Genomic DNA, 12,718 nt, shown 5'->3' on the forward strand with positions numbered 1-12,718 from the left:
GTGAATATACAGTCAACTAATAAATAATAGATAAAAATTTAAAGTTTAGATGTGAGGATGAGGTATAGTTTTACAGTAGTTTATACTTTTAATTAAGACTTAAAATGGAAACCACACATACATGCATTATTTACTGAAGCTAGTCTAGATAAAAAAATAATAAGTGATTTAAGAAAGTATCTCATATACTATATAAGTATTGGTTTAGGTGACCTATTCATAGGTCATTTTTTATGCATATAAATAATGATAATATTAATATTTAAAATATGTTTTAAAGAAATAAAATACCCAGATTGAAAAATGGATTAATGTGAATATAAAAATTATATGTATAAAAATAAGTATAGCCATAGAAAAAAACAATAATAAAATCAGTAGTTATAGAAAAATACAATTATATAGATTATTGTTGAATCGTTGACTATAAGAATAATAACATTTAAAATGAACATGGAGAATATGGGGGATGAATTGATATGAAGATAAAAATAGCAGTTGTCTTATTAACTGTAGCAATGTCATTATCACTTGTAGCTTGTAGCAATGATAGCACATCAAAAAGTGATGAATTAGAGGATACATTAGTAGTATATACTACACATGGAGAGGATATGCTAGGAGCAATTTCTGAAGAATTTACAAAGGAAACAGGCGTTAATGTTGAATTCATAAACTTAAAAGGTGAACTAGCAGATCGTGTTAGAAGTGAAAAAGATAATCCACAAGCAGATATAATGTTTGGTGGAGATACATCTACATACATGCAATTAAAAGAAGAAGGATTATATGAAAAGACTGAACCAAGCTGGAATAATGAATTAGATAAGTCTTACAAAGATTCAGGCGGATATTGGTATGGAACTATAAAAACACCAGTAATGATGTTTTATAACACAAAACTATTATCAGATGATAAAGCACCAAAAGATTGGAGCGATTTAACAAAAGAAGAATATAAAGACTTAATAGTTTCTAGAGATTCATTATCATCATCTATGCGTTCTACTGTTAGTAACTTAATCAATTACTACTCAACTACTAAGAGTGAAGATGAAGCTTGGAAGTACCTTGAGGGTTTAAATAAAAATATAAAGAACTACTACAATAGCGGAAGTGTTATGTATTCCGCAATAGGTAAAGGTGAAGCTGCTATATCTATTGCAGTATTAAGTGATATAATAGATAATAAAGAAAAAAATAATATGCCATTAGAAGTTGTGGATGCAGAGAGTGGTTCTGTCGTAATCACAGACTGTGTAGCGGCTCTAAAAAATGCACCACATCCAAATGCAGCAGCTAAGTTTGTAGATTTTGTTGGAAGTGCTAAGGTTCAAGCTATGGTTGCAAATGATTTTAACCGTATTCCAACATTAGATTCTGCATTTAAAGATTCACCAAAGTGGATGTCAAAAGAATATAAAGCTATGGATGTAGATTGGTCTGTAATTGGAAAAAATCAATCTAACTGGATTGAAAAGTGGGAAACAGATATAATAGATAACAATAAAACTATAAAATAGTCTAATTAAATAATTTAATATTATATACAAAAATAGTGAGGATTTTCCTCGCTATTTTACGTATAAGGGAACTATGATATCTCATGGTTTTTGTATAACTCATACAACTAAATGATACTAACACACCAATATTAAATAAAATAGCTTTTAAGCAACTGACGAAGTAGTTAACGATATGAAGTGATTCGTAGACGTAGTCGCTCAAGTGAAGTGAATTTTTTACTATGCAAAACTTTTAATTATAGTAAAAGTACAATTTATGTGGACAAGGAGATGAAAATGGGACTGAAAATTAGTTAGATATAAGATTTTTGATAAAGATAAAATGATGAAAATAGCAGAGATTAAAGGTATAGATTATATATATAGAAAAGTTAGGGAACTAGAAAAGGATGATGAAATGGCAATAGAGTTTCCTAAATTTAAAATCTATGATGATTCATCATGTGTATATTTGGAGAATTATAAATATTAGATAATTTGTGGAGACGATATGAAGAATATAGAATTAAAAGAAATTAATCATTATTATGGAAAAGAAAAAGTATTACATGATGTTAATATATCCATTAAGGAAGGAGAGTTTTTTACTTTATTAGGTCCTTCCGGATGTGGAAAAACGACTATTTTAAGAATAATTGGTGGATTTATAAAACCTTCTTCTGGAAGTATTTATGTTGGTGATAAAAATATTACTAACCTAGAACCAGAAAATAGAAATATGGGAACTGTTTTTCAAAACTATGCACTGTTTCCAAATATGACAGTAGAAGAAAATGTATCTTATGGATTGAAAATAAAAAAGTTATCTAAAAAAATTATAGTGGAAAAATGTGATAATTATTTAGAATTGGCAGGAATGAAAGATTTTAGAAAAAGAAAGATTGATGAACTATCTGGTGGACAGCAACAAAGGGTAGCAGTAGCAAGAGCATTAGCGACTGAGCCTACTATGCTTTTATTAGATGAGCCAATGTCTAATCTAGATATAGCTTTAAGAATCAAGATGAGAGAAGAAATAAGAGAGATACAGCAAAAGATAGGTATTACTACTTTATTTATTACCCATGATCAACAAGAAGCCTTAGCTATTTCTGATAGAATAGCTGTAATGGATAAGGGTAAAGTTCTTCAAATTGGTGTGCCAATGGAAGTTTACAAAAGCCCATTGAATGATTTTGTAGCAAACTTTGTAGGGACTTCAAATTGTATTGAAAAAGAAGATTATGTTAATTTTAATATTGAAAAAGAGACAAAGCCTTATATTTATAAAAGACCTGAAGAAATGGTATTATTGCAAAATACCAACCAAAGTGGTTTTGTAAAAGTAAAAGTAGAATCTAAGAATTTTCTAGGAGCAATTTTAGAATATACAGTATCAAATAATGGAAAAAAATATCAAGTAACTGAACTTAATAGACTGAATAATAGCAATAAACTAAATGTAGGGGATAGGGCATATTTAGGTGTGCTACAAGGTGAATAATATGATTAAAAAAATAAACCATAGTAAATTCACAACTAAAAATGTTATTTCTATTATTTTATACAGTATATTATTTTGGATTTTGATTGGATATATTATTGTACCAATAGGTAATACTTTTGCACAAGCATTCCAAGGTAATGGTGGATATTCTTTTGAAGTTTTTAAAGAATACTTTTCAAATACTAATAATTTAAGGGTAGTAAGCAATACTATAATTTTGGGATTGGGTTCTGTACTCGTATGTGGAATTATGGGAATATCACTTGCCTTATATATGACATTTGTTTGTGATAAACACAAAAAAATCATACATATTCTTTTACTAAGTCCAATGATGATTCCTGGAGTAATTATGGTAATTGCATGTATTCAGCTTTATGGAGAAAGTGGGATAGTTACAAAATCTATAGAAATTTTACTCTCCTTTATCAACAAACCTTATGATTTTAGTGGATTAAAAGGAATTTTATTTGTGGTTGCCTATACTCAGTATGTGTATTTTTATTTAAATGTATATGTTGCCTTAAAATATGTGGATTACTCAACAGTTGAAGCTGCAAAAGGAATGGGAGCATCAAGGCTAAGAGTATTTTTTGATGTAATATGGCCTGTTATTACACCTGCTGTTATAACCTCTACTATTATAACTTTTGCATCAGGAATTAGTTCTTTCTCAGCTCCAAATCTTATAGGTGGTGGTTTTAAAGTTTTAAGTACCCAGATTGTTAGGTCTAAGGCTAATAACCATATGGATATAGCATCAGTTCAAGTAATTATTTTATTACTAATGGGGATTTCATTTATGATTTTATTACAGTATTATGGCAAAAAATATGGAGTAGTATCATTCTTAAAATCTCAAAGTTATAAAGTTGATAATAGAAAAAAAGACATATTTACATTTGTATGCAAGATTATTATTGAAATACAAATTATTATGATTATGCTTCCTATAATTACTATTGTATATTTATCCTTTGTAAGTACACATTCAATTATGACAACTATATTTCCTAGAGACTTTACACTGGAAAACTATCAGATGATTTTCCAAAAATCACGTGTATTACAGCCTATATTAAACAGTTTGAAAATGTCTTTAATGGCAGTGGTAGTAGGATTGATAATCACTGTACCAGTATCGTATTTAGTAATTAAAAAGGATAATACATATAATCGACTAGCAAAATTTATTATAATGTTACCTTGGAGTATGCCTGCAAGTGCCATTGCAGTTAACCTAATTAATACATTTAATCAAAAAAGTATATTTGCTTTTAATGAATCTTTAATAGGTGGTTTTTATATTTTACCTATAGCATATACAATTTATGCCTTACCATTATTATTTTCATCCAATGAGGTTGCTATGAAGTCAATAAATTTAGGACTAGAAGAATCGTCAAGGAGTTTAGGTGCTGGAAGGATAAAAACTTTTTATAATGTAATAATCCCTAATATGATGCCAGGAATAATTTCAGGAGCTATATTAGTATTCATTCGCACAATTGGAGAATATACAATGTCAGCCTTACTTTATGGTGTTTACAATAGACCTATTTCAATTTCTATTGTAACTAATATGCAAGAATTTAAGATAGGAGTATCTATGGCTTATGGTGTATTAGTAATTGGTATATGCTATATAGCATTAGGAATAATTTTTAAATTAGATAGAAAAAGATTTACATAAAATAACAAAGGATAATTTATAAATTGGTGTTTAGAAAACCAAGTCACTTTATTCCTTAGATATGAACTCGATGGGTGCCATTTTTGGTGTTTTATGTCAAGTTTATGGAAGTAAAAAATTAGATAATCGTGAGTATGATTCCTATAAATCATCTCTACCATTGAAATCTACAACAAGATATTGGCTAAATAGCTAATATCTTTTTAATTTTTTTGATACCAATATAGTATTAACTGTGGGATGAGTATCTTTAAATTTATAACTACAGGTATATCAAATATACCATTATTAACCGTTAATTTTCTAGTAAATGAAAGTAGTATATTTGATATGTTTATATCTTTTTATAAATTAGATGATATAGCTAGAGGATAGAATTTAAATTAATACTTATAAAGTAATCGTAATTATTGGAGTCCACTTATACAGACTTCTAAAAATTATTTAGTGAAAAGGAACTTAGAGTGTATAATAAAAATTCCTTTTTAAAAAGGAAAACGATTGTTATTTTCTAACATTTATTATCCTGATATTATTTAAATATAACAACGACAAAATAAATAACAAACAAATCAAAACTAAAATTTAAAATATCTGGAGGTACAATATGTTAATAAATATGAAGGAAATGTTAAAAGTCGCACAAGAAAATCAATTTGCTGTACCAGCATTTAATATAGGGAGTGGGCAAATACTTAAAGCGGTAGTACAGAGTGCTAATGAAAAAAATGCACCAGTAATACTTGCAATACACCCAAATGAGTTAAGTTTCTTAGAAGATAGCTTTGTAGCTAGTTGTATAGAAGAAGCAAATAAGAGTAAGGTACCTATGGTAATACACTTAGATCATGGAGCAAATAAAGAGCAAATATTAAGAGCGATAAGATGTGGATTTACATCAGTAATGATTGATGGATCACACTTACCATATGAAAAAAATGTAGCTATATCTAGGGAAGTAGTAGAAATAGCAAAAGGATTAAATGTATCTGTAGAAGGAGAACTTGGAACAATAGGAACAACAGGGACATCAGGAGAAGGTGGCTGTGATGAAATAATATATACAGATTCAAAATTAGCTAGGGATTTTGTTGAAAAAACAGGAGTAGATACACTAGCTATTGCAATTGGTACAGCACATGGTATATATCCAAAAGGGTTTAAACCAGAGCTTAAACTAGATTTATTAAAAGAAATAAAAGAAGTAGTAGATATACCTTTAGTCCTTCATGGAGGATCGTCAAATCCAGATGAAGAAATAGCACAAGCAGTTAAACTAGGAGTTTGTAAAGTAAATATTTCAAGTGATGTTAAATCAGCGTATTATAAGAAGTGCAGAGAAGTATTAGAACAAAATCCAAGTTTATATGAACCAGATGCTATATATCCACAATGTATAGAAGCTGCAAGGGAAGTTATAGAGTTTAAAATGAATTTATTTAATGACATAGATAAATTAAAATGCTTTTCACCAAAAGAAGAATCAGTGATTGGATAACAAATTAAAAGGAGGGCAGAATTTATGGTAGACAAAATATTACGTAGTGATTGTATTGTATTAGATAAACAATTACAAACCAAAAAAGATGTAATTGATTATATGGCAAATCATTTGTATCATGGAAATTATATAAATGATAAAGAAAAGTTTATAATTGATATTAATAAACGTGAAAAAGAATCACCAACTAACATGGGAAATTTAATAGCTATCCCTCATGCTAAGTCAAGTACAGTAAAGCGACCTGTGATGATGTATTTAAGAACAGATAAGGACATCACGGATAATGATGGTCAAAAACTTAGGTCATTTTTTATGATAGCAGTTCCAGAGTCAAGTTTAGACGAACACCTTAAGATTATATCTAAACTAGCTACATATTTAATGGATGAAAATCTTATTAAGAACTTACTAAGTGCAGAAACTCCATATGAAATATTAGATATATTTAATTATAAAGCTGTAGAATCAGGAGATTCAAGTAATAATCAAAATAAAGGTCTTATAGTTGGAATAACAGGATGTCCAACAGGGATAGCTCATACTTTTATGGCAAAAAAAGCGTTAGAAGAAGCAGGGCAAGAACTTGGGTATGAAGTTAAAATAGAAACACATGGAGCCATAGGTGTAGAAAATAAGTTAACTAAAGAAGATATAAAAAGAGCTGAATACGTAATAATAGCTTGTGATAGAGAAGTTCAAACAAGTAGGTTTATAGGAAAGAAAGTATTACAAAAGAAAGTAGCAGATGCTAAGAATGTTTCATTAGCCAAAAATTTAATTATAAATGCTGAAAATGGAATGGCTAAAGAAATTAAGCCAGGTGGAAAAACTTTAGAAGATTCAAAAGAAATACTTCAAGGGTCAGAGAAAAAAGGTATTTATAAGCACTTAATGAATGGTGTATCTGAAATGATTCCATTTGTAGTAATAGGTGGGATTGGTATAGCTATAGCATTTATGTTTGGTATATTTGCATCAGACCCAACTCATGAAACATACAACCCTATAGCTGGATTCTTTGGACAACTTGGAGGCGATTCAGCATTTAAGTTATTCATACCAATACTTGCTGGTTTTATAGCTAAATCAATTGCAGGAAGACAAGGTTTTGCTCCTGCTATGATAGCTGGTTTCATGGCAGTTATTGGAGGTTCAGGATTCTTAGGAGGTATGGTCGCAGGATTTGCAACTGGATATATAGCTTTAGGAGTAATGAAGATAACAGAAAACTTACCAGATGTATTAAAGGGGTTAAATGCCGTACTGATATGTCCACTGCTGATTGCATTCACAAGTGGGGCTATAATGTTCTTCGTAGTTAATACACCAGCATCATGGTTAAATGAAGCTTTACAGTCATGGTTACAAAGTATGTCTGGAACTAATAAAGTATTATTAGGTGCAATATTAGCAGGAATGATGGCATCAGATATGGGAGGACCTATTAATAAAACAGCTTCAGCATTTGGATTGGCGATGTTCTCTAGTAATATATTTGAACCATCAGCAGCATTAATGGTAGGTGGAATGGTACCACCATTAGCGATATCGTTAGCTATGTTAATATTCAAAAACAAGTTTACTAAAGAAGAAAGAAAGTCATCCCTACCAACTGCTATAATGGGGGCATCTTTCATAACAGAAGGAGCAATACCATTTGCAGCTGCAGATCCATTAAGAATGATTCCAGCAAACATAATTGGTTCTTGTATAGGTGGGGCAATATGTATGAGTCTAGATATAACTTTAATGGCACCACATGGAGGAATATTTGTAATACCATTTGCATGTAGTGCACCAGTTGCATATATAGCTTGTATATTAGTTGGTACAGTAATAACAGCATTAATTATAGGGGTAACAAAGCCTACTATAAAGAGTGAAAATAGTGAAGTTGAAGTACTTGGTGCTTAAATTATAAATAAGAGTAAAAGTAAGGATATTTAGAATCAGTTGACTACTTCTAAATATCCTTACTTTTTATTTCGAAATTATATTATCTATTATATCAATTTAGTAAGGTGTATCATAAATTCTTTTATGATACGGAAGTATCTTAGTAATTTTACGTAGTTAGGAAATATGTTAAAATAGTAGTTAATATAAACATATAAACATAGTAGGGAGGGATAAGTATGCTTATATCGAGGCAAATTGAATTTCTTAAATTGATATTAAACGAAAATAAATATAGACCTATAAAATATTTTAAAGATAAATTAAATGTATCAGATAAAACTTTACAAAAAGATTTGAAGATGATTGAGAGATATTTAGAAACTTTTAATATAAAAATTGATATAAAAAGAGGCTATGGAATATTAATAGAAGCTTTAGCAAAAAAGAACATAGACTTAATCAACAGTTTAAATATACAATCGAAGGAAAATAAATCTTTATCAGTAGAGCAAAGAAGAATGGAAATTTTAAAGTATCTATTACTAAATTCAAGTAATATAACTTCAATAAATCAGTTATCGGATAAATATTATGTAAGTAAAACTTCTATAGTAAATGATTTTAAATATATAGAGGAATGGATAAAAGAATACAATTTAAAACTTAATAAGACTTTAGAAGGAACTAAGATTATAGGTAAAGAAGTGGATATAAGGAAATCGATTGCCAAAATGATGGATGATTTATTAGATGAAAATTATGAACAGCATGATATATCTGAGTTAACAAGATTAGATTATGCTACGTTTAGTGCGTTGATGAATTTATTTGATATTGATTCTATTATATTTGTAGAAACTATAATTACAGAGTTAGAACATAATTTAGGATACACTATAAGTCAGCCCTACTATATAAATTTAATTACCCATATACTTATATGTTTAAAGAGAATCGAAGAAGGTAATCAAATAGAGTCTCAGGAAGAAAGAGAAGTTTCTGTAGATAATTTGGACGAGTTAGTATATCAAAATGTCACTACACTTATAAGTAAAATAGAAAATAGATACAAAGTAAAAATAACGAAAGATGAAATTATGTACATATATATTTTTTTAGTATCATCTGGATTTAGTAGTGAAAGTAATAGTAGTTACAATGATGAATCAGATATATTAAGTGAAAGTGAAAAGGTATCATCTATAATGATAGAGAATATGTCACAATTTTTAAATATAAATCTCAAAAATGATGACTTACTACAAAAAAGTCTAGCATCTCATGTAAGACCTATGTTAAACAGATTAAGATATGATATCCAAATAAAAAACCCATTATTGGGAGAGATACAAGAGCGATTTTCAGATGTATTGGGATTATGCATGATGACTATGAATATTATGACAGAGTATGAAAATCTAAAGAATATTAGTATAGATGAAGTTTCGTATCTTGCTACATATTTTCAAGCAGCAATAGAAAGAAATATGAGTAGTAAAAGAGTAATAGTAGTTTGCCATACAGGATATGGAACATCTCAGCTCCTTGCAGCTAGATTAAAAAGAGAATTTCCTGAATGGACTATAGTTGATATAATTCCTATGCATCAGTTGAATAAGCGAAATTTAGATGATGTAGACTTTGTAATATCTACTGTAAATTTAGACTTGAAAGACAAATTACATATAGTTGTATCAGTACTATTAATGGAAAGTGATATTAATAATATAAAAAATGCTTTGGTTACTAAACCTAAGAAAAGCATGACCTTAGATACAAACTTGTTAGGAATGTATTTAAAAGATAATATATATTTTAATTTTGATGTAATGCAGATGGAAAGTTTAATAGGTGTGAGTTTAGGTAGTAAATATAAATCTATTTCATTAGGAAAAGATTTAAATATATATATACATAATCAAAGTAAATTAAATAAGGGGATAATGAATATCAATAATGTTAATAGAACGATTGATATTTATTTAGAAACTAGCAATAAAAGTTTTTTAAAGAATATTTTAATGGAAATATCAAATTTATATAGGCAAAAGAACTATATAAACTATATAATAGACTGCAAAAGAAAAGAGGATATTAAAATATTATTTGACAATAATGTACTGGAGAAAACAAATGGAAATTAGAGAAATATTAAGCGAAGAAAGTGTTATTTTAGACTTAAAATCAACTACAAAAGAAGGCATAATACAAGAATTAGTAGATAAATTATACGATACAGGAAGTATAACTTCAAAAAGCAAGTTTATAAAGGCACTAAAGCATAGGGAGAAAATAGGCTCTACAAGTATAGGTTATCAAATGGCCATGCCACATGGAAAAACAAAGTATGTAAAGAAAGCATCTGTGGTAATAGGTAAATCTAGAGAAGGTGTAGATTGGCCAAGTATAGATGGCTTGCCTGTAAAGGTAATAATTATGTTTGCTATGCCACAATCTGGAGGCACTGAGGATATGATATTAATGTCTAAAATAGCTTATATTTTAGGTGGTAAAGATATAAGTGAAAGGCTTTTAAATGCACATACAAAAAAAGAAATATTAGATATATTTTATGAAGTATAGATGTTGTATAAACTATAAATTGAGGGTATTTAAAATAAAGTGTGTATTCTTCTTAAAAAGTATTGATAATTAAAATATTAAATATCACTATATAAAGGAAGGTACACACTTTTTATGTTTAACAAAAACGAAATATTAAAAACTTATTGAAGAATATGATGTTAAAATAACTACAGACATTCAAGATATGTTAAATGATTTATTTGCAAGTACAATTTATCAAATATTAGAAGTGGAGCTTGACGACCATTTAGGTTATGATAATAAGAATAAAAATACTAAAAACTCTAGAAATGGATATAGAAATAAGAATGCTAAATCAGGTTTTGGAGAGGTAACTTTAAATACTCTAAGGAACCGAAATGGAGATTTTGAACCAAAGATAATTAGAAACTATGAAAATCATATGTCAGGAATAGAGAGCCAAGTGATTGGAATGAACTAGCAACATATTTTAAATATACTCAAGAGATAAGAGCATTGATATATACTACAAATTCAATGGAAAGTTACAATAGATTATTAAGAAAAGTTACTAAATCGAAGTCTATTTTTCCTTCACATGATTCTTTGGACAAATCATTATACTTATCAACTATAGATATTTCTAAAAAATGGACTAAAAAAATTAGAAATTGGACTCAAATTTTAGCTCATTTAAGTATTTATTTTTAAGAAAGAAATTTAACTCTAAGCTAACACATAAATATTTCTAGACTCAATCAATACAAAATTTACTTCTTATAGAATCCATATTATAAAAATTAATCTAACAGATAATTAATTATTTACTTGCTCTAGTTTGTTATATATATCCTGTTTACCCTTTTAGTTATACAACAAAGTATTTCATGGTCTATTGTTCCCACCTTACTTGATATGTCACCTATTCTTATTCCGTCTATATCACCTACTAAGATAGCTTCATCTTCCATCTTAATGTCAATATCATTTGGTACCTCAACCATAGTTTGATCCATACATATTCTTCCTACTATATTTAATAACCTGCCATTTATAAATACTTGAGGATTTTTTTGTGTTCTAGGGAATCCGTCCGCATAACCAACTGATAATGTAGCTATTTTAACATCTTTATCTGCTGTATATATACCAGCATAACTAACACTAGTTCCTTTCTCTATATTTTTTATATTATTAACTATAGTTTTTAATTCTAAAGCTGTTTTTAGTTTTATATCTTTGCTAACTTCAGATGATGGATAAGAACCATATAAAGATATTCCTAATCTAACCATATTAAAATCACATTCTCTTAAATCTAAAATTGCAGCACTATTTGATACATGCTTTATTGGTATATTTAAGTTAGCTTCTTCTAATGAACTTATAACTCTATTGTATTTCTTTATTTGCTTGTAAGTAGTTTCTTTATTTTCTTCATCTGATTTTGCAAAGTGAGTATAAATACCCTCTATCACTAAATTTTCTAAAGTAAATATTTTCTTTATGTCTGATATAGATTGTTCATTAACTAAGAAACCTATTCTACTCATACCAGTGTCAATTTTTATGTGTACATAAGCTTTTTTATTGCTTAATTTAGCTAATTCATTTATTTTTATAGCCATTTCTAAAGAATATACAGTAATTCTTATGTTACTATCTATTGCATGCTGTATTTTATTAGTATTTGTATAACCCATACATAAAATAGGTTTTTTTATACCTGCTTTTGAAAGTACTAAACCTTCTTCTAATCTAGCTACTGAAAAGAAATCAACATTTTCTTCTTTATCTAAGAACTTAGATACTTCTACAGCTCCATGTCCATAAGCATCTGCTTTTACAACACAGCATAGCATAGTATCTTTAGTTAAAGCTTTTTTTACGTTATCTACATTATATTTTATATTAGTTAAATTTACCTCAGCCCATGTGCTTGAGTTTATATTCATCATAACATGTACCTCTACTTTCACTTTAGTTAATCTAATTTATGTTATATATTAAATTGTATTAAAATATATATGATTAAAATTAATACTTTTTAATTAATACTACCA

The 12,718-nt window shown here is 28.1% G+C and carries 12 protein-coding genes; 11 read left to right on the top strand and 1 reads right to left on the bottom strand.

The features are described from left to right. Positions 1–479 precede the first annotated feature (479 nt). From KGF52_RS17930 to KGF52_RS21720, 11 genes are all read left to right on the top strand, one after another. The gene (locus KGF52_RS17930; protein ID WP_227841111.1) at positions 480–1,523 is read left to right on the top strand and encodes an extracellular solute-binding protein; all 1,044 of its coding nucleotides are present in this window, start codon (positions 480–482) and stop codon (positions 1,521–1,523) included. Positions 1,524–1,851: 328 nt separating this feature from the next. Next, positions 1,852–1,998: a hypothetical protein gene (locus tag KGF52_RS17935; protein WP_227841112.1), complete on the top strand. Its 147-nt coding sequence runs from the start codon at positions 1,852–1,854 to the stop codon at positions 1,996–1,998. Positions 1,999–2,016: 18 nt separating this feature from the next. Further along, on the top strand, positions 2,017–3,009 hold the full coding sequence (locus KGF52_RS17940) for an ABC transporter ATP-binding protein (protein WP_227841113.1): 993 nt from the start codon (positions 2,017–2,019) through the stop codon (positions 3,007–3,009). A 1-nt stretch (position 3,010) separates the two neighbouring features. Then, positions 3,011–4,705, top strand: a complete 1,695-nt coding sequence (locus KGF52_RS17945) for an ABC transporter permease (protein WP_227841114.1) — start codon at positions 3,011–3,013, stop codon at positions 4,703–4,705. Positions 4,706–4,945: 240 nt separating this feature from the next. Then, on the top strand, positions 4,946–5,080 hold the full coding sequence (locus tag KGF52_RS21485; protein WP_255611787.1) for a hypothetical protein: 135 nt from the start codon (positions 4,946–4,948) through the stop codon (positions 5,078–5,080). Between the two features lie 232 nt (positions 5,081–5,312). After that, on the top strand, positions 5,313–6,203 hold the full coding sequence (locus tag KGF52_RS17950; protein ID WP_227841115.1) for a ketose-bisphosphate aldolase: 891 nt from the start codon (positions 5,313–5,315) through the stop codon (positions 6,201–6,203). A 24-nt stretch (positions 6,204–6,227) separates the two neighbouring features. After that, positions 6,228–8,123 carry a fructose-specific PTS transporter subunit EIIC gene (locus KGF52_RS17955; protein ID WP_227841116.1) on the top strand — a complete coding sequence of 632 codons (1,896 nt, stop codon included), beginning with the start codon at positions 6,228–6,230 and terminating at the stop codon, positions 8,121–8,123. A 221-nt stretch (positions 8,124–8,344) separates the two neighbouring features. Continuing rightward, on the top strand, positions 8,345–10,252 hold the full coding sequence (locus KGF52_RS17960; RefSeq protein ID WP_227841117.1) for a BglG family transcription antiterminator: 1,908 nt from the start codon (positions 8,345–8,347) through the stop codon (positions 10,250–10,252). Next, positions 10,242–10,691: a PTS sugar transporter subunit IIA gene (locus tag KGF52_RS17965; RefSeq protein WP_227841118.1), complete on the top strand. Its 450-nt coding sequence runs from the start codon at positions 10,242–10,244 to the stop codon at positions 10,689–10,691. Before KGF52_RS17960 ends, KGF52_RS17965 begins: the two co-directional genes overlap by 11 nt. A 187-nt stretch (positions 10,692–10,878) precedes the next feature. Then, positions 10,879–11,136 carry a transposase gene (locus KGF52_RS21715; RefSeq protein WP_413927405.1) on the top strand — a complete coding sequence of 86 codons (258 nt, stop codon included), beginning with the start codon at positions 10,879–10,881 and terminating at the stop codon, positions 11,134–11,136. A gap of 35 nt (positions 11,137–11,171) precedes the next feature. Then, positions 11,172–11,366, top strand: coding sequence for a transposase (locus KGF52_RS21720; protein WP_413927406.1), 195 nt, complete (start codon positions 11,172–11,174; stop codon positions 11,364–11,366). A 122-nt stretch (positions 11,367–11,488) separates the two neighbouring features. On the opposite strand, the gene alr is transcribed toward KGF52_RS21720, so the two are convergent. Next, positions 11,489–12,613: an alanine racemase gene (gene alr / locus KGF52_RS17975; RefSeq protein WP_227841119.1), complete on the bottom strand. Its 1,125-nt coding sequence runs from the start codon at positions 12,611–12,613 to the stop codon at positions 11,489–11,491. Positions 12,614–12,718: the final 105 nt, after the last annotated feature.

The sequence above is a fragment of the Clostridioides sp. ZZV15-6597 genome, assembly GCF_020657815.1.
Taxonomy (GTDB): domain Bacteria; phylum Bacillota; class Clostridia; order Peptostreptococcales; family Peptostreptococcaceae; genus Clostridioides.

Coding starts and splice junctions, on each gene's coding strand:
- KGF52_RS17930 (WP_227841111.1), top strand. CDS start 480: ATGAAGATAAAAATAGCAGTTGTCTTATTAACTGTAGCAATGTCATTA.
- KGF52_RS17935 (WP_227841112.1), top strand. CDS start 1,852: ATGAAAATAGCAGAGATTAAAGGTATAGATTATATATATAGAAAAGTT.
- KGF52_RS17940 (WP_227841113.1), top strand. CDS start 2,017: ATGAAGAATATAGAATTAAAAGAAATTAATCATTATTATGGAAAAGAA.
- KGF52_RS17945 (WP_227841114.1), top strand. CDS start 3,011: ATGATTAAAAAAATAAACCATAGTAAATTCACAACTAAAAATGTTATT.
- KGF52_RS21485 (WP_255611787.1), top strand. CDS start 4,946: ATGAGTATCTTTAAATTTATAACTACAGGTATATCAAATATACCATTA.
- KGF52_RS17950 (WP_227841115.1), top strand. CDS start 5,313: ATGTTAATAAATATGAAGGAAATGTTAAAAGTCGCACAAGAAAATCAA.
- KGF52_RS17955 (WP_227841116.1), top strand. CDS start 6,228: ATGGTAGACAAAATATTACGTAGTGATTGTATTGTATTAGATAAACAA.
- KGF52_RS17960 (WP_227841117.1), top strand. CDS start 8,345: ATGCTTATATCGAGGCAAATTGAATTTCTTAAATTGATATTAAACGAA.
- KGF52_RS17965 (WP_227841118.1), top strand. CDS start 10,242: ATGGAAATTAGAGAAATATTAAGCGAAGAAAGTGTTATTTTAGACTTA.
- KGF52_RS21715 (WP_413927405.1), top strand. CDS start 10,879: ATGTTAAATGATTTATTTGCAAGTACAATTTATCAAATATTAGAAGTG.
- alr (WP_227841119.1), bottom strand. CDS start 12,613: ATGATGAATATAAACTCAAGCACATGGGCTGAGGTAAATTTAACTAAT.